The following is a 20,335-nucleotide window of genomic DNA, read 5'->3' as shown; positions in this document are numbered from 1 at the left end:
TTCTGTTTTAGACTGCGGTGCGCCGAAAAAATGTTAAAGCAGTGTGATGAGAAAGTGAGAGCTAGCTCCTTTTCTGATCGGTGGCTTTTGCTACCGTAATGAAAAACGTATCACGGATGAACCCTCATGATTGCTGAAACACCCCCACGCATTGCCTTGATTGAAGATGACGATATTGTTCGCCAGACCACCTGCCAGTGGCTAGAGCTGGCAGGGTTTGAGGTGGCAGCATTTAGTCATGGCAAAGCCGGGTTGGATGCAGTGCTACAGCACCCGTTTGATGCGGTGGTCAGTGACGTCAAACTCCCTGATGTTGATGGATTATCGATCCTGAGTGAGCTTGAGCAGCACCAGGTGGCCACGCCTGTGTTGTTTATTACCGGACACGGTGATGTTGATATGGCCGTGGGGGCGTTGCAAAACGGGGCGTTTGATTTTATCGAAAAACCTTTTGAGCCCGAGCGTTTGTCTCAGCGTGTTACCGAGGCGGTTGATACTTATCGCCAGCAAGCATCGACGCAAGAGCGGCAAGCGTATTTAGCGCGTATCAGCGGGTTAGAAAAGGTATTGATTGGGCAAAGTCGTGTGATGCAACAGTTACGTGAGCAAGTGGCAAAACTGGCACGCATTGACACGAATGTGATCATTTATGGGGAAACAGGCTGTGGCAAAGAGCTGGTGGCGACCAGCTTGCATAATGAGAGTGTACGTCGTGGACAACGCTTGGTGCCGATTAACTGCGGTGCGATCCCAGAAAACTTATTTGAAAGTGAGCTGTTTGGCCATGAAGCGGGGGCGTTTACCGGTGCCAATCAGCGTCGGATTGGTAAGCTCGAATACGCGCACAAAGGCACCTTGTTTTTCGATGAAGTAGAGAGCATGCCGATGAGCATGCAAGTAAAGGTTTTACGTGTGCTTCAGGAGCAAAGGGTTGAGCGAGTGGGAGGAAATCAGTCAATAGCGATCGACACGCGGGTGATTGCGGCAGCGAAAGAAGATCTCAGTGGTCATGAAACCTTTCGGCAAGATTTGTACTACCGCTTAAACGTGGCACAAATTCATATTCCGCCCTTAAGAGAGCGTGACGATGATGCGTTAATCTTGTTTGAACACTTTACCCGTCAGACCAATCCGGAGACACGCTTGGCCAGTGAGGCTGATCGGCACGCCATTTTGTCTTATTCATGGCCGGGTAATATTCGCGAGCTGCGTAACGTAGCAGTGCGGTTTGCCTTGGATGACAGTATTTCAGTGATGGAAATCTTATCGAATCGTCCCTCATCGACTATGGAAACCATCCAGTCGGATGTCCCGCTTCTAATCCAACTGCATAACTTTGAGCGCAAGGTATTGCATGAGTGCTTGGTCGCCCATCGAGGGCGAATTCATGAAGTGATGGTAGCACTTGATTTGCCTCGCCGTACCTTGAACCAAAAAATGAAAAAGTTTGGCTTACACCGTGCTGACTATACCTAAGTGAATCGGCAAAAAATTGCTCAAGGCGAAACGCGCCGCGTTTAAGCGTTGATCACACTTTAGTTACATTTTGTGATGCCTGACTGCCTAGTGAGGCGCTATCATCAGCAAGATTTTGCTTATTGGCCCAGCCATAAATGAGAAAAATCTTGCTGATTATCCATGGCCTCTTCTTATATTTCCTTTTAGAACAGGGATATAGGATTTGGCATTCCCTTTGCTATCTATGCTTTGCTGTTAAATAATTTTGTAATTTATGTAAACCAATAATGCAGCCCTACATGGAGAGTAAAGATGAAGATCAATCAGCTATTTAAAGCACTGACGTTTGCCGCGGCCTCGTTTAGCCTCGCCTCGACCGCTGTCGCAGAAGACCGAAGCTATATCCTCGCAACGGCTTCAACCGGTGGCACCTACTATCCCGTTGGTGTCGCGCTGGCGACGCTGAGTAAGGTCAAGCTGGCGCCTAAGCACCATTTTTCGTTGTCGGCAATCAGCTCCGCTGGCTCCGGCGAGAATGTGAAGCTACTGAACGAAGATGAAGCACAATTTGCGATCTTGCAGGGCTTATACGGCGCATGGGCCTGGTCCGGCGAGGGGCCATATGCTGAAAGTGGCCGCCAAGATCAACTGCGCTCTGTGTCTATGCTTTGGCAAAACGTTGAGCACTTTATTGTGCGCAGTGAGCTGGCAGAAACGGGCACCGTGAGTGATTTGAGTAACCTTGAGGGTGAAAAATTTTCGATTGGTAAGAAGAATTCAGGTACCGAAAATTCAGGTCGCCAGATTATGAAAGGACTCGGCGTGGATCCGGAATCCTTTAATTTGGCTTACATGGGTTATGGTGGCAGTGCCAGCGCACTACAAAATGGCACCATTGATGGCATGAATACCCCAGCGGGGGTGCCGGTTGGCGCAGTTACCCAAGCGTTCGCCGCACTGGGGAATGATATCTCTATCCTGTCTTTTACTGACGAGCAAATCAAAGCGGCTAACGGTAAATACAACCTTTGGACCAAGTACGAAATTCCTGCTAATACCTATCCTGAGCTGGATAAGCCGGTCACCACCATTGCTCAACCTAACTTCTTGGCCGTGCGTAAAGATCTTTCCGATGAGGATGTGTATCAGCTCACCAAGGCTATTTACGAGAACTTGTCTTTCCTTCAAGGCATTCATAAAGCCACCAAAGCGATGGCGATTGAAAAAGCGATCGCTGGTTTGCCTGTGCCGCTACATCCAGGTGCAGCACGCTATTACCAGGAAGTGGGTATCGATATCCCGTCTGAACTGGTAATGGAATAAGGCGATAGCGCTCCGGGATAGCTCGGAGCGCCTATCGAGATCAAATACTGCATGGAAACGCGGATACTGCTTGGAGTAAAGGGATGAGCGAGCCAAGAGAGCACGAGCCTGTTGAGCAAGGGCCTGATGAAACAGCGCTGGAGAAATTTGAATTACCCACGCGCGATGATTTTCCGTGGGTGACTACCACCATCACTGTGCTGGGCGTGGTGTTGTCTGTATTGCATATCTGGTTCAATACGCTATCAACACTACCGGAGTTATGGATTTCGGCGACCCACTTTGCGGGGTTTGCGGTGATTTGTGCACTTTGGTACCCGGCCCATATCTCTTTGAAGCGGAATAAAATAGCGCTGGCGGTCGATATTTTTATTGCGTTAGGTGCAGTGGCTTGTCTGTTGTATATCCCTTATGCCGAGGACGCGTTGTACGCGCGTGGGGTAAAATTTGTCACTGCCGATTGGGTGTTCGCCAGCTTAGCGATCATCATCGTGGTGGAGCTGATTCGTCGTACCATGGGATGGTTTATTCCCATTCTGATTATGGTGTGTTTGAGCTATGTCGTGCTGTGGGGCGAGTGGGCGTCGGGGATTTTTCACTTTCCCGGATTGAGCCTTGAAACCCTTTTATATCGCAGTTACTACTCCTCGGAAGGCATGTTTGGCGCGATTACCCGGATTAGCTGGACGTTCGTGTTTATGTTCATTTTATTTGGCGCCTTTCTTGTCCGATCTGGGGTTGGAGATTATATCATCAACGTGGCCCGTGCGGCCGCGGGTAAGATTATTGGCGGGCCGGGTTTTATTGCGGTGATTGGCTCTGGGTTAATGGGGTCAGTGTCAGGCTCGAGCGTAGCGAATACCGTATCGACTGGGGTGATCAGTATTCCTTTAATGCAAAAAGCCGGTTTTCCGTCGCGCTTTGCTGCTGGGGTCGAAGCATCGGCTTCAACTGGGGGGCAATTAATGCCGCCCGTAATGGGGGCGGGGGCGTTTATCATGGCCTCGTACACCCAAATTCCTTACGTTGACATTATTGCTGTATCACTGGTTCCTGCGCTGATCTACTTTCTCTCTGTGAGCTTTTTTGTGCGCATTGAAGCAAAGCGCAGTGGCGTGCAAAAGATTGTCACCACCGAGGACTCTTTATTGATGGTGCTTCTCCGCGGTTGGCATAACCTTATCCCGCTTGCGGTGCTTGTCACCTTGCTGATTAAAGGTTTCACACCCACCTATGCTGCGGGTATTTCGATTATTTCTGTGATTTTCGCTTCCTGGTTTTCTAAAGAGCACCGGATGGGGCCGAAAGCGATCATCGAGGCCTTGGCGCAAGGGGCAAAAAATATGGCCACCACCGCCATCTTGCTCGTGGGCATTGGTTTGGTGGTGAATGTGATCAGTACCACGGGTATCGGCAATACTTTCTCGCTGATGATTGATGGTTGGGCGAACGGTGATCTGTTTATGATGCTGGTGCTAATTGCTATCGCCTCGTTAGTGTTAGGGATGGGATTACCAGTGACCGCTGCCTATATCGTACTGGGCACCTTGTCGGCACCTGCTCTGTATAAGCTGATCGCTGAAAACCAATTGTTGGAGCTGCTGGTATCAGGCCAACTTCCCGAGCAAGCCAAGGCGATATTTATGTTGGCTGCCCCAGACAAACTCGATCTTTTAAATGCGCCAATGACCATGGAAACCGCGCAGCAAATGGTTGCCTTAGTGCCGGCTGACTTTATGGAAACCTTGTTAGAGCAAAGCTTAGGGCTGGAGGCCGTCAGTTTGGCCCTGCTCGCCGCCCACTTAATTATTTTTTGGTTATCGCAAGACAGTAACGTGACCCCGCCGTTTTGTTTGACGGCTTTTGCCGCGGCCACCATTGCTAAAACCCCACCGATGCGCACGGGGCTGATGGCGTGGAAAATTGCTAAAGGCTTGTATCTCGTGCCTTTGCTCATTGCTTATACCAGCCTGGTCAGCTGGGATATCGTCTCGGTGTTAGAGGTTGGCTTTTTTGCCATTATTGGCACTTATGCCTTAATTGGCGCGATTGAAGGGTATCTTGAAGGCCCGATTAACTGGCTAAGCCGCCTTTGCTTATTAATGATTGGTGCTTTGTTAGTGTGGCACGATATCCCGTTGTGGCTTCGCTTAGTGAGCGTCGTTGGGTTTGTGGGCCTGTTTATATACAGTGGGCGCAAGTATCAGTTGCAACAATCTCAACTGCCAGTGTCATGAGGCGTATATGAAATCTGTTTATGATTATGTGATTGTCGGTGGTGGTATTGTTGGCGCATCCACAGCCTGGCAATTAAAGCAGCGATACCCAGATTGCTCCGTATTGCTGGTGGAAAAAGAGGCAAGCGTTGCCCAGCATCAAACCGGGCATAACAGTGGTGTGATCCACGCGGGTGTCTATTATCCACCAGGCAGTTTAAAAGCCGATTTCTGTAAACGAGGAGCGGCGCTGACCGTTGAATTTTGTGCCAAGCACGATATTGCAGTGGAGAACTGTGGCAAGCTATTGGTCGCCACCAACGAGCAAGAGATGGCTCGGATGCGGGCGCTCTATGAGCGATGCTTAACCAATGATATCGACGTGCGCTGGCTGGATGCGGCGGAGCTTCATGCTGAAGAGCCCAATGTTAAAGGCTTAGGTGCCATTGCGGTGCGCGCGACCAGCATTGTTGACTATCGGCGGGTGACAGAGCAAATGGTGTCTGAGTTTGAAGCGCTCGGTGGTATCACCCAGCTTAATACAGAAGTCGTTGGAGCCAGCGAAGCGGCTGAACAAGTCACTCTCCATTGCCGAGCAAGCGGGGAGCCGCTAACGATTCATTGTCAGTTTGTGGTGACATGCAGTGGGTTGATGGCAGATAGAATGACCAACATGATGGGGATCCCAACTGCGTTTCAAATTATCCCTTACCGCGGGGAATACTATCAACTTGCGAGCCAGTACCAAGGCTTTGTTAATCACCTTATCTATCCGATTCCCGATCCCGATTTACCTTTTTTAGGCGTTCATCTCACGCGGATGATAGACGGCTCCATCACGGTGGGACCTAACGCGGTGCAAGGTTGGAAGCGAGAAGGCTATGGCAAGGTGAATATCAGTCTAAAAGATACCTGGCAAATGCTAACCTTTGCGGGCTTTTGGAAAGTGACCATCAACAACTTAAAGACTGGCTTGGTCGAGCTGAAAAATTCCTGGTGGAAGCCGGGCTACGTCAAACAAGTAAATAAATACTGCCCGACAATAAAAGCTAAGGATTTGAAGCCTTATCCTGCGGGGATCCGAGCTCAAGCCGTGCTAAATGACGGCACCTTGGTCCATGACTTTCTGTTTGCTGAGAGTGCGCGGAGTTTACACGTGTGTAATGCGCCATCGCCGGCAGCGACCTCTGCGATGCCGATTGGTGAATACATTTGTGACAAGGTGACGCAAAAACAGCAGTGGCTCAGTAATGAGGCTGATTAGCGTTGTTACATATCGGAAAGTAAGAGCCAGCGCCTATTCGTGGCCGCTGGCTCTTACTTTGATTATTGGTAACCCACGGTAAATGCTTGCTGCAGATGCTTAGGTGTTTCGGCTTCATCAAGCATAGCGACCGCGAAGTCTTCCATTGAAATGCGAGACTGTCCGTCACTATCTGTCACTAAGGTGTCTGTCCCCAATGTGTACTGACCGGTGCGAGTACCAGGTGCGATCATGGCGGCAGGCGAGAGGTAGCTCCAAATCACATCTTGGCTGGCTAAACATTGCTCATATTGCACTTGGCACGCGCGTGCTATCTCAACGGCTGAGGCGGGGAGAAAGCCCTTTGCGTTTAACACGGTTTCACCGTCAGTGCCCGGAATCATCAGTCGAGCGGCACCGCCGACAATCAGAACGCGCATTTGATGATGTGCTGCGCCTTGGACGACGGCTTGGGTTAACACGGGTAACTGTGCTTCTTCGCCTGTCGGTGGGCGTAACGCCGTAATGGCAAGATCATGATCAGCCATTACCGATGCCACCTTGTCCGCATCGTTCAAATTGACGGCGACAGGCGTTAYGCCGTCGGGTAACTTCGCAAAAGCGGCCTCGTTACGTGTGACTGCCGTGACCTTATGCCCGCGTTGCAACGCTTCTGCCACAATTCGACTGCCAATATCGCCCGTGGCACCAAATACGATTATATTCATTGTGTTAGTTTCCATGTCATGACTCCTGTGTGTCCTTATGCCGCGCGATAACCAGTAAAAGGATGCGGCTGTCATACGGTTGTGGTTAAACCATGCTGAACTGATTAAGTTATTATTAATTATTTATCTTGATATAAAGATAAACGCCATTAATCTTTACGTCAAGATAAATGTGTGGCTTTTTTAATCTAGGAAAAAACTGGGGGATCCAATGGATATCGCGATCCAGCAAGGATGGCCGCTTGAGCAAGCACAAAAAGTGGCTGATCTCTATGAGCAGGCGTTTGGGATGAAGTTCGCACGGGCAATCCCTAATCAGGCAGCGCGCGTGGCGATGCTGTCCCGATGTTTTGTCCCAAACTTTTCGTTTGCTGCTATGCAAAACGGCAAGGTGGTGGGGTTGGCCGGGTTTCAAACCCAAGCGGGTGCGTTGACACAGGGTATGGGCGCAAAACAACTGATCGATAGCTTGGGGCTCATCAAGGGTACTTGGGCCTGTGCAGTATTGGCGCTGTTTGAGCGTAAAGCGGCACCCAATGAATTGGTGATGGATGGCATTGCTGTTGATAGCGCAGTACGCGGGCAGGGGATTGGCTCCCAATTATTGGATGCCATTATGGATTATGCCCAAGCGCATGGCTTTGAAAGCGTTCGGTTGGATGTGATTGATAGTAACCCCAGAGCCCGCAAGCTTTATCAAGCCAAAGGCTTTGTCGCCACTAAAGAAGAGCGCTTTCCGCACCTAAACTGGTTAGTCGGCTTTTCAGGCGCCACCACCATGGTCAAGGCGCTGAGCTAAAACAACAAGAGAGACAAGGATGTTTATGATTGAAACACGTCGACTAGTGCTGCGTGACATGCAGCCAAGCGATGAAGAGGCGTTTGTTCACTTAACGCAACACCAGAAGTACCAGCGTTTTTATAGCGAAACGGACTGCCAGCCAGAGACATACCGAGACTTACACGCGCGCTTTATCGAACAAGCCAACGCAAATCCACGCGTGGCTTATCAGTTGGCGGTTATCTGCAAGCAATCAGAAAAATGTATTGGCACTGTCGGTTTAAGGCTTGAGGACAACCATCAAGCATCCATCGGGTGCGGCTTAGCTGTGGAGGCGCAAGGCGCGGGGCTAATGAGAGAGGCGGCTGTCGCACTGGCCAACTTCGGTTTTGAGTGTCTGGGCGTGCATAGGTTATACGCTGAGACCATTAACGATAATCTCGCTGCAACCAAGCTTTGTCGTTCACTTGGCATGCGACAAGAGGCCCATTTTCATCAGCATCGTTTCTTTAAAGAACGGTGGTGGGATACGGTGGTTTACGCCATATTACGAGACGAATGGGAGCAAGGATGGTGAAAAAAGCACTGCTTGGCGCACTGATCGTTACACTGCAAGCGTGTACCAGTACGCCCGTTGGTAATGAAACGACCGACGCTGCAGAATGTGTCGGTAGCACGGCGTTGCCAAGCGCATGGGCAGATAAGTTTGTAGCCGTGGACGATCCAGCGCTACTGGCGGCGTCGCTGGGTCAGCCATTGGAAGGGAAGCTTTGCCAAGGCAAGGTATATCAGGCGACTGAAGGGGTAACAGTGTATCGTGCGTGGAATAGCACCAACCCGCATAGTCAGTTTGGTCACTGGTGGGCGTTATCACAACCGTCTGGCTTGGTGGCGGATTATCGCCAAGACTATGAGATTTGTTATCAATGGTCGCCGCTCGATAAATTGGTACAGTGCACCTTGCAACCAGGCGCCAAGATTGTGGTGGGTAATGGTCAAAGCGCGAAATGTTCCGAGTATTTAACCTATCCAACCTCAAGTGCCCAGCAAGTTTATCTGCAAGAGGCGGAGCAAGCGGTTCAACATTGTCAAACGTTTGATGCGGTGATGCGTTGGCAGTGATGCGCGGCAATCAACCATCAATCACTTCTGTGTGGCGAGCAGGGCGCGCTAAGGCGGCGGATGATAGGCGGCCAATAAGTGTTTATTTCTCAATATCAATGAGATAGCCTAGTTCTATTATAGGACTTGGAACAAGCACATGGAATTAGTCGTCCCCGCACTCAATCACCAAGCAGCCTTTACACGTTTTTATGATGATTTTGTTCATTTTGACCCCGACAATGCCGATTACTATCGGTCGGGGAAAGACGATTTCCCCACTTACGTGACGCGGTTAACGGATGAGTCATTGGGTAAAAACCTTCGTAAAGGGTATGTGCCGTGTAGTCATTTTTGGCTGCTTGATGCTGAGCAACAAATCATTGGCGCGATTCGGATCCGTCATCACATCAATACGCCATTTCTAACCCAAGAAGCTGGACACATTGGCTACGACATTTCGCCATCATATCGTGGGCGCGGATGTGGCAAGCAAATGTTAGCCTTAGCACTCCCCAAGGCGAGAGAACTGGGGATCACTCGCGCTCTAATTACCGCGAATGAAGACAATATGGCATCGCGCAAAGTAATTGAAGCTAATGGCGGCACGTTGGAAAACATCATCAATGGTGAAGTGTTCAATGAATCATTGGCGCGGTACTGGGTGGATATTAATGGATGATTCCCCGCGCGTAGACCAACTGGACAGCGATCGTCTGTTGCTGGTGGCACCCAATATGACCCATCAGCCTTTCATTTTAGAAGCCGTGTTGGAAAGCCAGCACACCCTTGCTCCTTTTATGGATTGGCTTCCGCACGCGTTGACCGAATCGAGCTCGATTGAAAACACCCAACAAGCGATTGATGACTTCGGCATGTTTATCAATGAGCTACGCTACTCAATTTTTGAAAAATCGACGGGGCAACTGGTGGGTGTGATCAGCTTAATCATCCGCAACATCGCGATTCCTTATTTTGAAATAGGCTATTGGCTGCGGAGCTCCAAAGAAGGCCTTGGCTATATGAGTGAAGCGGTGCGAACGCTAGAGCAATACGCGTTTAATGACCTTAATGCCAAGCGTGTCGAAATCAAAACTGCCTACGAAAATACACGTAGCCGTGCGGTAGCCGAGCGCTGTGGTTATCATCAAGAAGCGATACTTATCAATGACCGTATTCTGCCGAGCGGTGCGATTTCTAGCACTGTGGTTTATGCAAAAGTGGCGGAATGAAAAATAGTGAGGACTAAATCATGAGCATGGAACGCTTTTTTATTCAAGATGACATCATATTGCACGGTGACACGGTTTCCTTGGTTCCTTTATCTGCCTCGCACGCGGATGCATTAGTTGAAGCCGCTACCGATGGAAAGCTTTGGGAGCTTTGGTATACCTCGGTCCCGAACGCAGAATCGGTGGAAGGCTACATCGCTAGCGCCTTGGACGAAAAAGCGAAAAATAAAGCATTGCCGTTCGCCGTGATTGAGAAAGAATCGGGGCGAGTGATTGGGTCAACACGATTGGCCAATGCGGATGCCGCCAATAAGCGCGTGGAACTTGGTTACACTTGGTACGCCAGCCGTTATCACCGCTCGTCGGTAAACACCGAGTGTAAGCGGTTATTACTCGCTTATGCATTTGAAAGCTTGGGGGTGATTGCCGTTGAGTTTCGCACCCATTGGTTGAATCAGGCATCGCGTGCGGCCATTGCCCGTTTAGGGGCCAAACAAGATGGTGTGTTGCGTAACCACAAGATCGTGAATGGCGTATACCGTGATACCGTTGTGTTCTCGATTATCGAAAGCGAATGGCCGGCGATTAAGCTAAACCTTGATTATAAGCTGGCGCGCTACCGTGGTTAAATTCGCGTTTTGCAATATCGTCACGTAAAGTAGCGCTTTTATTGACGAGCGCGTGCTCGAGTTGCTGAGAACCCTTATGGATACACAACCCAATAACCCGCTGCACGGGTTAACCCTACAAACCATTTTGACCCGTTTGGTTGAACACTATGGTTGGTCAGGCCTCTACCAACATATCAATGTGAACTGTTTTTCTAACGATCCTTCGATGAAATCATCGTTGAAATTTTTGCGTAAAACGCAGTGGGCGCGCGATAAAGTCGAAGCTTTGTATATTGATACCTTTTGCTAAGGGTAAAATACGCGGATTGGCTATCGGGCGGTGTTTTTTTTAAGTGATTGATTTTAAATAACTGTCGTTAAGGTGTCGGGGTGCTGTCGTGGTAATGTCGCCCCCATTTTGCATAGTGTCGCTAGGGAAGAGCACAAAGGAGCAAGGATGAACGTGAAAGCACTCAGAGTTCAAAAAGGGTGGTCGCAAGACCAATTAGCACAATTTAGTGGGCTAAGTGTTCGAACGATTCAACGTATCGAACGCGGCCACAAACCCGGATTGGAGTCGCTGAAATCGTTGGCTGCTGTGTTTGATATCGACATTAGTGATTTGCAAAAGGAGACAGACATGCAGGCAGATACTTCAATGAGTCCAGAAGAAAGAGCGATTGCCAATCGCGTCCGTGCCCTCGGCGGGTTTTATTCTCATTTGACGCGCTATGTGGTCGTGATGGCGATTTTGTTTATTATCAACTGGCAAACTAGCCCCGGCTATTATTGGGCTTGGTGGGCTGCAATGGGATGGGGGATTGCAGTGGTCAGCCACGGCGTCAGTGCTCTGGGCATTGTCGATCTCTTTGGTGATAAGTGGGAAAAACGTCAGATAGAGAAGCGACTGAATGCGCGGTCAAAGCGTTAGTCGCTACCTGATAACGCCGAGTGAATGTGCCTCGGCGTTTTTGTTTTTCACCAACTAACAGACATCTTTACTGAGATGCCGCTTGTCGCTGCTGGAAGCGTGTTGCGTGCTCGACTAGGCCCTTAAACAGCGCACGCTGACAGCGAAGATAAAGCAAGAATTCTGGATGCCACTGTACCCCCAGTGTATAAGGGCGGTTGGGCGACTCAATGGCTTGTATAATGCCATCTAAATCACGTGCGCTTACCGTCAAATCCTCGCCTAACGCGTTAATCGCTTGGTTGTGTAGGCTGTTTATTTTGCGTCTGCCTTGCCCCAACCGTTGCTGTATATGGCCGTTGACATCACGCAATATACACAAGGTTTTCATCGGGAACACTGTCCAGCGATGAGAGGTTTTTTTGCGTTGCTCGCGCAAGCTTTGGTGCAAGGTGCCGCCCAAACAGATGTTGAGAAGTTGCGCACCACGGCAAATGCCCAGCAAGGGCTTTTGGCTCGCCAATGCGCTTTTGATAACTTTGCTCTCTAGCGCATCGCGTTCAGAGTCGTAGTTGGGTTTCACTTCGGGCTCGGCGGCGTACAGCACAGGCTCGACATCGTGCCCGCCAGTAATCACCACGCCTTGATAGGCGTTTGGATCCAGCGCGGTGCCGGGGTGTAACTGTAACGGTTTGCCACCATAAAGTTTGACTGCCGCGGCGACAAAAAAACGTGGCAGCCTTGCGCCTTTGCTCGGGCCGGTTATTGCGATGACGGGTTTATCCATAAATTGTGCACCTTTTCCGCCCAATTATTAACGATACGCGCCAATGGGTCGTTGAGATAGCCCAAATAGGCTTTGCAGCATGTTTCCAGTCGTGCAGGATCGGCGGCGAGTTTTTCGACTTCCACCCAATCGTTCCATGCTTCGTGAATGCCCCAATGGGGTCGGCTGACTTTGCTGTCCGGCAACCGATAATGAAACGTTGGCCGCGCTTGTGTGAGCCCATCATCAATCACTTTATTCACTCGCTCAGCATCAAGGTGAGTGAATAAGGGCAGCATATCTAGCGCACGGTTGCGTGTAGGATTATCAATCAGATAGTCGTCGATTAGGGTATCGAGATCCGGCCAATAATCAGCCGCTAGCACGCGTTCAATATATGCTTTCGGGAAAGGGTCGACATAGTTGGTTAGACGCCGCGACAAATCAATGTCGGCACGCTTTAAAAGCCAGTCATACAAACATAAGAATGCTTTTAAATGAGCACAAATCGTTTTGGCGGTTAAATCAGGCAGCTCTGGGTTGAGCTGCATGCCAAACGCATAAACTGGGCTGTCCTCGGTTCCTTCGGCACCTTGTTGACGCAGATGAGCAATGAGTTGGTCAACCTCTTGCAGGCGGTCAAGTGGCAGAGGCGGGCCGACAATTTCCACGGGGACAAAGGCTTTTGCCGCCCATGCCAATAGATCTTCGGCGGATTGATCTAGTCGGTTGGTCACGGTGTTTTCACTACGATCGCTTTGTCCCAAGCGCTTGAGCTTGGCATAGTCGAGTTCCACTACCCAGTCTCCGGCTTTGTCTCCGTTCAGGCGGCGATCATATCGACCCCCTCGCTTGATGTGTAGGGAGAAAAAATCCGCCACTAAACGCGTAATGGTATCCAGCTCTAAGCCACTGAGCTCTATCTCAACGCCTACGCGACGCGTTTTCCCCTCAGCGTTGGTGATCTGAGGCGGTGTTTTCAGTGATGAATCTGGCGCATCCATGGTTTTTTAAGCCTCATTTTTTATCAACGATAGATAAGAGGTGGGGATAAACCTTTGACACTTAAAGGCCTGAGGGGATAAATAATAAACACCTGTTCAGTGGTGTCGAGACCACTGAACAGGTTGATGCTTAGCCATTAACAACGGCATCTGTGCTGTTTTCTATGCGTTCTTGTGCCCAGCTTTCAAACGCCATGCGCTTGATTTCATTGAGAGCTTCGCTGGGTAGAGGACTCTTTATACCAACTTGAATCGTGTCGTCATGGTACAGATATAGTCGAGATAAAAATTGCTCAAAGGGTAAGGAAGCTTCCCCGTATTGCTCTCCTTTCCCTTGCGTAGACACCACCACATCGTGTCCCCAATCTTGACCACTATCGTTATTAGGGTTGTAAAAATAAACCCGCATCACGCTGTCTTGGTCAAGGGCGATACGTATCAAGGTGATCGCGTGCCAGCCGACAAATCGGCCCTGGCTGCTGGTGACTGCGATCCCAACCGGCTGGGGGTGTATAACGGGAATATTGCCGTTATAAAGCGGATGATAACTGCGGTAGAAGCGCTCGATAAAACTATCAAACTCTTTGAGTTGTCCTGTTTTAACGTCAACGGCAATCATGAACTCACGCCCCACGTACCAACCATGAAATTCTGGATTGATCCACTTATGGGGGTCTTGCTCTCGGTTGACACAAAGCCGGCCCATTTCGATGTAAAGTTTATCCAAATGCGGCACCAGAACGACTGACACAGGGTCAGTATCGAATGGCAGTGCGGTACTCAGCCCCTGTAAGAGGGTGTGAGAGTCTAACGACTGTCCTTCAAAATGCATGCGTAGGCTCTGATTGCAAGCAACTTGAACGATACAGTTAAGTAAGTAATCAGGGTCATTATACGCCCACATGGATATTGCACGTGCCGATTGGCAAGTCGGGTTGTTGCCTTGAGCCACACCTAGCGGCTGGCCAAGCACTGACATGACACCCGCTAACAGATGAACGCGAGCGGGGAGTTGCTCACCAAAGGCCAAGGTCAGTGTATGGGTGACGTCTGGGTGTAGGTTGAGATGAATCTGACGCCACAGACTCGGGGCGACAGGCGCATCGAACAGAACACCCCGTTCAAGCATCATTGCCAAACCATACACAGCTTGCGCGGTTTGCGGATAAATGGCTTCCTGGATCAGTGTGTGCACCAGCTGACGATAGGTAACTAGGCAGTCTAAGCCAGTATTACTTAAACCTAGCGCGGTGGGGAGTGTGTCGCTTCCCTCATTGTCCAGTAACCATCGTAAAAATATGGCGTGGTAATCAGATGCTAAACCGACATCATGCATCGCACGTGCAAATCCCAACGCCTCTTGTTGTAAAGCATTGCTGTCCATTGCATTCAGACGCTCACAGTACGCGTCCAACCCCGGATCGTCATAGCAGCCCTGGGTTGGGCCGTATAACGCACTGACAAGACGATCGATGCCGAGCTTAGCTTCACCGAGGTTAATCTGCTCCTGCGACACCAAAATAGAGATCTGATTGATCATCGCCTTAATTGGATTGACCTGAATGGGGCGCTGCGCGAGTACACGCCAAACTTCATCAACCAGTTCACTGAGAATGGTTTCATAGCCCAAGTGGCTGAGAATAAAACGATATAAAGTACTAATAGCGGGCGCCGTTGCACCGAGTCGAATACGGCTCGACTCATCGGTAAGACCCATTACGAGTGATAAATTGAGGCTTAATACTCTGGCAAGAAATTGATGTGCTTCTTGTTGGGAAAAAGGCGGGGAAGAGAGCTTCCCCTCGACGATAGCCAGCATTCGAAGCTGGCTGAGACAATCTAGCACCACGGTGGCTTTGTCGGCATGCGCGAGGGTATCTGGCACGAGATTCGGTACGAGATACTCGGGCTGCCCCCAATCTGTTCCCTCAAAAAGGCCTGCCTCAGTGAGAGTGACAATCCGTGAGTACAGTTGATTAATGCCGTCATCCTGTGCCAATACACGCCCACAAATATCAATCACGTGAAATTGGTGGCGTGCCTTGGCGATGGAGCTTACTTGATCAAGTTGTTCAACGGCATGATCAAGCTTATTGAGTAAGCTAGACATAGAAATCAAGGTCTTCCTGTGCTTTTAATAAGTCACGCATAACATGCGGGTCGTCACCATAAAAGTGTAGCAAACCCCAGTGTGTGCCAAATGCACTGCGTTTAGGCACTTTCCCCTCCATAGGCGACTGCAGCTCATGAAACTCAAAGTACTCGTGATTCTCGGTCTCTTCAGGTATGGCTAGCTGGCTTACCACTCGGCGTCTTGGATATACCCCAAAGGTACCGGCGACGCCTTTGGCATCTTTGATAGGCGTTGGGAAGAAAGCGTTGAGTTCTTCGTCAGTTGTTTTAGGGTCAAACGCTACCACCATCGCTTGATAGCAGTTAAAGTCATAAACACGTTCAATAATTTCAAAGCCTTGGAAACCGGGTGGGCGGTAGGCTACTTCACCGAAGTACATCTGACCATCGTTGGTAACAAAGTACTCTGGATGGATAAAGCCGAAATCAATATCAAACGCTTCGATCAGCTTCTCGATTTCCTGGGTCACTTTTTCCCTATATTTTTCCAACTCGGGGGAGGCCGGGACGAAAACAGAGTAGCCGAGGGTGACGTACTCGGAGATGTTTAAAAACTGGATTTTGCGGTTTCTAATAAATGCTTCGACAGCAAACTCCCAACCATCGAGGTGGCTTTCCATCAATAGCGGAAACTCTTCATCGGAAACACGATCGAGATCATCAGGCTCACGCACCATCCAGTGGCCTTCGCAGCCTGCTTTGTCAAAGGCTTTGAGGTGGATCGGGTCATTTGGGTCGCCGTCAAGTTTCAGCAAGGCTTGGTTAACCCGGCGCAGGAAACGTACCACGTCGGATTTATCTTGCGCTTCTTCAAAGATCCCAACCCGAATACCGCCGATTTGTGCACGGCGTTTCATTAAGGATTTATCGCGGAACAGAAGAGATTGTCCCATCAGCTTAGGTTTTTTGAGCAGCACGGCGTTAATGGCGCCGGCCCACTCTACGGTTTCTTCGAACAGAGGAATCGCCACATCGACCCCCATTTCTTGCAGGGTGGTGGCAATTTCAAAGGAACGGTCATTGAGGCGCTCAAAGTCCCAAGGAAGGTAGGGGATATCATGCTCTTTGGCATACTCTTCTGCCCATGTTGGGGCAACAACGACATATTTACGATCGAAACGGCTAATCGCATCAATTGCATTGAGGCTCCATCCTAGAATGGCGACGAAGCCTTTGTTTGGATCATAGTCAGCCATATTGCTTCCTTTTACGTCGAATGTGTTTTGTCACTCTCACATAGCTAGGTCTAAATAGTAACCACTTGCCCCTGTTTCTCTGCTGGAAGTGTGCGCTAGCTAGCTGGAATCAGTAAGAACAATGAATTGTTTCATTGACAAAGACTTACTTGCTTGAGCTTGTCTGACAGGGGCGGGGATGGTCGAAAAAGTGTGAGATTGATTGTTAAATACCTCTACCTGCATTGGTTAAAAGCTTGTAACTTATGTGCAAAAAGCACACAACGGCATAATGACAAGCAAAGTACAATAAAAACATAATTTCAAGTTATTCAGGGAGTGAAGTATGGCAAAGCGGGTAGTGGTATTAGGTGCAGGCATGGTAGGTGTCTCTGTGGCATGGCACCTTTTAAAGCGCGGGTATGAGGTCATCGTGGTCGATAGGGTAAGCCCCGGACAAGAAACCTCATTTGGTAATGCCGGGATTATTCAGCGCGAGGCGGTTAGACCCTACGCATTTCCCCGCGACCTTGCCACCTTATTGCGCGTATTGCCGAATCGCTCGGTCGATATTCGTTACCGTCCTACGAGCGTTATCCGAGCCGCCCATCCGTTATTACAATACTGGCATTATTCCAGTGAGAGTAAATACAAACAATTGGTGCCAGAGTACGCGGCGTTAATTATGCAGTCGTTAGACACTCATGAGGAAATGATTGCCTCCGCGAACGCAGCGTCCTTGATTCGTAAGGAAGGTTACCTCAAGCTTTTCCGCACGCAAAAAGCCTTAGATGATGAATGCACGCGTGCCGCCGCAGATCGTGCCAACTATGGCGTTGACTATGAGGTGCTAAACGCAGCACAGATCACGGCGATGGAGCCAAATTTAACGGCTTCGCTGGCGGGCGCGATCCACTGGAAACAACCTTGGACAGTCACCGACCCAGGCGCTTTGGTCAAGGCCTATGCTGACGATGTGATTGATAAAGGCGGCGAGATTAAACGCGCGAACTTGCAGGCATTGAAACAAGCAGGCGAGCAGTGGGTTATCGAAACCGATGACGGTCAGTTACATGCTGACCAAGTCGTAATGGCAATGGGCCCTTGGTCCTCTTACTGGTTGCGTCAGCAAGGTCTAGAGGTCCCTTTGTTTACCAAGCGTGGCTATCACATGCATTACCAATGCGATGAAAAAAAGCCACTTAATCACTGGATTATGGATGCGGAAGTGGGGTATTTGCTGGCACCTATGCGTGCAGGTATCCGCTTGACCACGGGCGCAGAGTTAACCGCCTTGGACGCCCCCACGGATCAAAGCCAGCTACAAGCAGCAGAGCATGAAGCGAAAGCTTTATATCCTATTGGCGCGCGTATTGATGAAACGCCGTGGAAAGGCGGACGTCCGTGTATGCCGGACATGAAACCGGTGATAGGTGAGGCGCCGCAACGTAAAGGGTTATGGCTTGCCTTTGGTCACGGCCACCAAGGGTTTACGTTAGGGCCGGTCACCGGGAAATTATTAGGGCAAATGATGGATGGGGAGGCCACGGATGTGGATATGCAACCCTATCGTGTCACCCGATTCGGCGGGTAACCCTATGATGAGGCATGAGTCGCGCGCGATGAAAACGAGTCACCGCGCGCGACTCATGATGCACTCAGAGGCATAATAGCGACACCGCTAAGCAGAGCGTGCAACGCGCCATTGGCGTGGGTGAGGAAGGCGTGGCAGCAACAGCCCTGCGATTACAATGACAATGCCCATCACCTGAAGTTGGCTCACGGCTTGTCCCATCAAAAACGCGGTGAGTACCGCGAACACGGGCACAAAGTTAAAAAAGAGTGCTGCATTGGCAGAGCCGAGATGGCGCACGCCGTTGAGCCAGAGTAAGTAACCGGCGACGGTACCCAGCACACCGATATAAAGGAGTTCGGAGACGGCTAATGGGGTGGCTGCGAGCACTTCGCCAAACGGATGAACGTTTGGGGTAAGTGCACACATGATGCCAATCACAGTCGCACCACTGAGCATACCTAAAAACGTGTAGGGGATCACCGGCATCCAGCGGCCAATGCCTTGGCTGAAGAAGGTGTACGCACTCCATGCAAACATGCCAGTGAAAATCATCTGATCACCTTGGTTAAAGTTTAATTGGCTGAGCATCTGCCACTGCCCATTGGTGATCACCACGAGCACGCCCGATAAACTCACCACCAAGCTGAAAACTTGTCCTTTCCGCGGCAATGCACGAATCGCGATACAGGCGATAAGTGAAGTCACCAACGGGCTGAGCGCCATGATTAATGACCCATTGGTCGCTTGGGTATACTCGAGTCCGGTGAACAAACAGAGATTAAGGCCGCCAATCCCCACAGCGCTGACGGTGGTTGCCCACAGCCACTGCTTGGCGCTGAGTGTGGGAACGCGGGTACGGGTGAGCTTGAGATAAAAGCCTAGACAAATCGCGGCGACGGCAAAGCGCCAAAAGACCAAGGTGAGCGCATTCACTTCATTCAGCGCATCTTTACCAATAGGAAAAGTGCTACCCCAAAAAAAGGCACATAAAATGAGAAGGGCAACGGCTTTCCACAGTGAAGCAGTAGTTGTCATAGCAAGACCTGACTTGTTGAGTGATGGGCGCTAGTGTATAAGTTTCAAAATATGAATAAACCGGCAATATCAGAACGGTAGATTCCAAATATGAAACCTAACTATTCCTTAGACGATTTGCGCTGTTTTTGTACTGTGGCGCAGTTGGGGAGTTTTAAAGCCGCGGCGCAGCAGCTTGCCATGCCGCAATCCACCCTAAGCCGTCGAATTCGCCAGCTTGAGCAGGATCTTGCCCTGCGTTTACTCAATCGCGATGCACATCGTATCTCTCTGACCCAAATTGGCCATCGCTATTTTGAACGTGCCGCAGGATTATTCGATGAGTTGCAGACACTGAGCGATGATTTGGTGAGCGAGAAACATCACCCCCAAGGCAAAATTCGTATCAGCGCACCCATCAATGCCGGTAAGCAGTTTTTACGCTGCGTCTTTTTCGACTTTATGCGTGAGTATCCAGAGATTCAACTGGATATTAATTTTTCTAATAGTTTGATAGACATTGAAGCGGAAGGCATGGATGTGGTGTTTCGAGTCGGGAACCCCGTGGTCGAAAATTGGATTGCACGGCCGCTCACCGATATTCACTTCATTTTGTGCGCCAGTCCCGACAGTGACTACCACGATGTGCGCTCTCCTAATGATCTGAGTGGTAAACCGGTGGTGATTTGTCATCCAATGACGGTTTGGGAACTCACACACCATCAAACGGGGGAGGCGTTTGATTATCAAGCCACCACGGGTATACGTGCAGAAGTGGATGAAATTCAGATGCTAACCCATGCCGTGCAGGCTGGATTTGGCATCGGCTATATTCCTGATTATTCTGCGCTACCTTTGATAGAAAAGGGTGAATTACAGCGCGTGTTACCGCAATGGTGCAGTCGAGCGCGCACGCTATTTTTACTCTATCGAGACCGAGAACAAGTGCCTTTGCGTGTTCGATTGCTGGTGGAATTCGTCCTCGCGCGTTTTATGTCCTCTTAGCGCGTAACCGGATATAAAAGGGTTGTTTCCCGAGACTAAAGGGGCCACGTTGCAGTGGC

The 20,335-nt window shown here is 50.0% G+C and carries 20 protein-coding genes; 14 read left to right on the top strand and 6 right to left on the bottom strand.

Going from position 1 to position 20,335, the window contains the following annotated elements:
* The first annotated feature begins 126 nt into the window (after positions 1-126).
* The 4 genes from BZG72_RS05830 to lhgO all read left to right on the top strand — a co-directional run bounded on the left by BZG72_RS05830 (position 127) and on the right by lhgO (position 6,261).
* A complete protein-coding gene (locus tag BZG72_RS05830; RefSeq protein WP_077666339.1) occupies positions 127-1,476 on the top strand; it encodes a sigma-54-dependent transcriptional regulator in 1,350 nt (449 codons plus the stop codon).
* A gap of 294 nt (positions 1,477-1,770) precedes the next feature.
* On the top strand, positions 1,771-2,781 hold the full coding sequence (locus BZG72_RS05825; RefSeq protein WP_077606274.1) for a TAXI family TRAP transporter solute-binding subunit: 1,011 nt from the start codon (positions 1,771-1,773) through the stop codon (positions 2,779-2,781).
* A gap of 83 nt (positions 2,782-2,864) precedes the next feature.
* Positions 2,865-5,018 (top strand): TRAP transporter permease, encoded by a 2,154-nt coding sequence (locus BZG72_RS05820; RefSeq protein ID WP_077666338.1) that lies wholly within the window; start codon positions 2,865-2,867, stop codon positions 5,016-5,018.
* Between the two features lie 7 nt (positions 5,019-5,025).
* On the top strand, positions 5,026-6,261 hold the full coding sequence (gene lhgO / locus BZG72_RS05815; protein WP_077666337.1) for an L-2-hydroxyglutarate oxidase: 1,236 nt from the start codon (positions 5,026-5,028) through the stop codon (positions 6,259-6,261).
* A gap of 62 nt (positions 6,262-6,323) precedes the next feature.
* Here the strand turns inward: lhgO and BZG72_RS05810 are convergent, their stop codons facing one another.
* Positions 6,324-6,968 carry an NAD(P)-dependent oxidoreductase gene (locus BZG72_RS05810; protein WP_077666349.1) on the bottom strand — a complete coding sequence of 215 codons (645 nt, stop codon included), beginning with the start codon at positions 6,966-6,968 and terminating at the stop codon, positions 6,324-6,326.
* 211 nt (positions 6,969-7,179) lie between these two features.
* Between BZG72_RS05810 and BZG72_RS05805 the strand changes: the two genes are divergently transcribed.
* The 8 genes from BZG72_RS05805 (at position 7,180) to BZG72_RS05770 (ending at position 11,624) form a co-directional block, all read left to right on the top strand.
* Positions 7,180-7,767 carry a GNAT family N-acetyltransferase gene (locus tag BZG72_RS05805; protein ID WP_077666336.1) on the top strand — a complete coding sequence of 196 codons (588 nt, stop codon included), beginning with the start codon at positions 7,180-7,182 and terminating at the stop codon, positions 7,765-7,767.
* A gap of 19 nt (positions 7,768-7,786) precedes the next feature.
* On the top strand, positions 7,787-8,326 hold the full coding sequence (locus BZG72_RS05800; protein ID WP_077666335.1) for a GNAT family N-acetyltransferase: 540 nt from the start codon (positions 7,787-7,789) through the stop codon (positions 8,324-8,326).
* A complete protein-coding gene (locus BZG72_RS05795; RefSeq protein ID WP_077577978.1) occupies positions 8,323-8,871 on the top strand; it encodes a hypothetical protein in 549 nt (182 codons plus the stop codon). The genes BZG72_RS05800 and BZG72_RS05795 overlap by 4 nt, the downstream gene beginning before the upstream one ends.
* Positions 8,872-9,010: 139 nt before the next feature.
* Positions 9,011-9,532, top strand: a complete 522-nt coding sequence (locus BZG72_RS05790) for a GNAT family N-acetyltransferase (protein WP_077666334.1) — start codon at positions 9,011-9,013, stop codon at positions 9,530-9,532.
* The gene (locus BZG72_RS05785; protein WP_241832524.1) at positions 9,525-10,082 is read left to right on the top strand and encodes a GNAT family N-acetyltransferase; all 558 of its coding nucleotides are present in this window, start codon (positions 9,525-9,527) and stop codon (positions 10,080-10,082) included. Before BZG72_RS05790 ends, BZG72_RS05785 begins: the two co-directional genes overlap by 8 nt.
* Before the next feature lie 20 nt (positions 10,083-10,102).
* Complete coding sequence (locus BZG72_RS05780; RefSeq protein WP_077666333.1) at positions 10,103-10,711, top strand: GNAT family N-acetyltransferase; 609 nt, start codon at positions 10,103-10,105, stop codon at positions 10,709-10,711.
* 76 nt (positions 10,712-10,787) lie between these two features.
* Positions 10,788-11,003, top strand: a complete 216-nt coding sequence (locus BZG72_RS05775) for a VF530 family DNA-binding protein (RefSeq protein ID WP_046073336.1) — start codon at positions 10,788-10,790, stop codon at positions 11,001-11,003.
* 147 nt (positions 11,004-11,150) lie between these two features.
* Positions 11,151-11,624, top strand: a complete 474-nt coding sequence (locus BZG72_RS05770) for a 2TM domain-containing protein (protein WP_046073335.1) — start codon at positions 11,151-11,153, stop codon at positions 11,622-11,624.
* Positions 11,625-11,691: 67 nt separating this feature from the next.
* On the opposite strand, the gene BZG72_RS05765 is transcribed toward BZG72_RS05770, so the two are convergent.
* The 4 genes from BZG72_RS05765 to BZG72_RS05750 all read right to left on the bottom strand — a co-directional run bounded on the left by BZG72_RS05765 (position 11,692) and on the right by BZG72_RS05750 (position 16,702).
* Positions 11,692-12,390, bottom strand: coding sequence for a gamma-glutamyl-gamma-aminobutyrate hydrolase family protein (locus tag BZG72_RS05765; protein ID WP_077606356.1), 699 nt, complete (start codon positions 12,388-12,390; stop codon positions 11,692-11,694).
* Entirely contained in the window at positions 12,366-13,373 is a 1,008-nt protein-coding gene (locus BZG72_RS05760) for an amidoligase family protein (RefSeq protein ID WP_077666332.1), read from the bottom strand. The genes BZG72_RS05765 and BZG72_RS05760 overlap by 25 nt, the downstream gene beginning before the upstream one ends.
* Positions 13,374-13,503: 130 nt before the next feature.
* Positions 13,504-15,483 (bottom strand): hypothetical protein, encoded by a 1,980-nt coding sequence (locus BZG72_RS05755; protein ID WP_077666331.1) that lies wholly within the window; start codon positions 15,481-15,483, stop codon positions 13,504-13,506.
* The gene (locus tag BZG72_RS05750; RefSeq protein WP_077666330.1) at positions 15,476-16,702 is read right to left on the bottom strand and encodes an ATP-grasp domain-containing protein; all 1,227 of its coding nucleotides are present in this window, start codon (positions 16,700-16,702) and stop codon (positions 15,476-15,478) included. Before BZG72_RS05750 ends, BZG72_RS05755 begins: the two co-directional genes overlap by 8 nt.
* A 325-nt stretch (positions 16,703-17,027) precedes the next feature.
* Here BZG72_RS05750 and BZG72_RS05745 point away from each other — a divergent pair, with 325 nt between their 5' ends.
* The gene (locus tag BZG72_RS05745; protein ID WP_077666329.1) at positions 17,028-18,275 is read left to right on the top strand and encodes an NAD(P)/FAD-dependent oxidoreductase; all 1,248 of its coding nucleotides are present in this window, start codon (positions 17,028-17,030) and stop codon (positions 18,273-18,275) included.
* An 87-nt stretch (positions 18,276-18,362) separates the two neighbouring features.
* On the opposite strand, the gene BZG72_RS05740 is transcribed toward BZG72_RS05745, so the two are convergent.
* Positions 18,363-19,292: a DMT family transporter gene (locus BZG72_RS05740; protein WP_077666328.1), complete on the bottom strand. Its 930-nt coding sequence runs from the start codon at positions 19,290-19,292 to the stop codon at positions 18,363-18,365.
* A gap of 90 nt (positions 19,293-19,382) precedes the next feature.
* On the opposite strand from BZG72_RS05740, the gene BZG72_RS05735 reads away from it, so the two are divergent.
* A complete protein-coding gene (locus tag BZG72_RS05735; RefSeq protein WP_077666327.1) occupies positions 19,383-20,276 on the top strand; it encodes a LysR family transcriptional regulator in 894 nt (297 codons plus the stop codon).
* Positions 20,277-20,335 lie beyond the last annotated feature (59 nt).

Source organism: Salinivibrio sp. PR6 (assembly GCF_001995955.1).
Lineage (GTDB): Bacteria > Pseudomonadota > Gammaproteobacteria > Enterobacterales > Vibrionaceae > Salinivibrio > Salinivibrio siamensis.
Note: the sequence above shows the minus strand (reverse complement) of the source record. Positions and strands in the feature narration are given on the sequence as shown.

What these genes read in the sequence shown, in the direction of transcription:
- BZG72_RS05745 (WP_077666329.1), top strand. Translation starts at nt 17,028, where the DNA reads ATGGCAAAGCGGGTAGTGGTATTAGGTGCAGGCATGGTAGGTGTCTCT.
- BZG72_RS05785 (WP_241832524.1), top strand. Translation starts at nt 9,525, where the DNA reads ATGGATGATTCCCCGCGCGTAGACCAACTGGACAGCGATCGTCTGTTG.
- BZG72_RS05740 (WP_077666328.1), bottom strand. Translation starts at nt 19,292, where the DNA reads ATGACAACTACTGCTTCACTGTGGAAAGCCGTTGCCCTTCTCATTTTA.
- BZG72_RS05780 (WP_077666333.1), top strand. Translation starts at nt 10,103, where the DNA reads ATGAGCATGGAACGCTTTTTTATTCAAGATGACATCATATTGCACGGT.
- BZG72_RS05800 (WP_077666335.1), top strand. Translation starts at nt 7,787, where the DNA reads ATGTTTATGATTGAAACACGTCGACTAGTGCTGCGTGACATGCAGCCA.
- BZG72_RS05805 (WP_077666336.1), top strand. Translation starts at nt 7,180, where the DNA reads ATGGATATCGCGATCCAGCAAGGATGGCCGCTTGAGCAAGCACAAAAA.
- BZG72_RS05775 (WP_046073336.1), top strand. Translation starts at nt 10,788, where the DNA reads ATGGATACACAACCCAATAACCCGCTGCACGGGTTAACCCTACAAACC.
- BZG72_RS05750 (WP_077666330.1), bottom strand. Translation starts at nt 16,702, where the DNA reads ATGGCTGACTATGATCCAAACAAAGGCTTCGTCGCCATTCTAGGATGG.
- BZG72_RS05760 (WP_077666332.1), bottom strand. Translation starts at nt 13,373, where the DNA reads ATGGATGCGCCAGATTCATCACTGAAAACACCGCCTCAGATCACCAAC.
- BZG72_RS05820 (WP_077666338.1), top strand. Translation starts at nt 2,865, where the DNA reads ATGAGCGAGCCAAGAGAGCACGAGCCTGTTGAGCAAGGGCCTGATGAA.
- BZG72_RS05790 (WP_077666334.1), top strand. Translation starts at nt 9,011, where the DNA reads ATGGAATTAGTCGTCCCCGCACTCAATCACCAAGCAGCCTTTACACGT.
- BZG72_RS05830 (WP_077666339.1), top strand. Translation starts at nt 127, where the DNA reads ATGATTGCTGAAACACCCCCACGCATTGCCTTGATTGAAGATGACGAT.
- BZG72_RS05755 (WP_077666331.1), bottom strand. Translation starts at nt 15,483, where the DNA reads ATGTCTAGCTTACTCAATAAGCTTGATCATGCCGTTGAACAACTTGAT.
- BZG72_RS05735 (WP_077666327.1), top strand. Translation starts at nt 19,383, where the DNA reads ATGAAACCTAACTATTCCTTAGACGATTTGCGCTGTTTTTGTACTGTG.
- BZG72_RS05770 (WP_046073335.1), top strand. Translation starts at nt 11,151, where the DNA reads ATGAACGTGAAAGCACTCAGAGTTCAAAAAGGGTGGTCGCAAGACCAA.
- BZG72_RS05825 (WP_077606274.1), top strand. Translation starts at nt 1,771, where the DNA reads ATGAAGATCAATCAGCTATTTAAAGCACTGACGTTTGCCGCGGCCTCG.
- BZG72_RS05765 (WP_077606356.1), bottom strand. Translation starts at nt 12,390, where the DNA reads ATGGATAAACCCGTCATCGCAATAACCGGCCCGAGCAAAGGCGCAAGG.
- lhgO (WP_077666337.1), top strand. Translation starts at nt 5,026, where the DNA reads ATGAAATCTGTTTATGATTATGTGATTGTCGGTGGTGGTATTGTTGGC.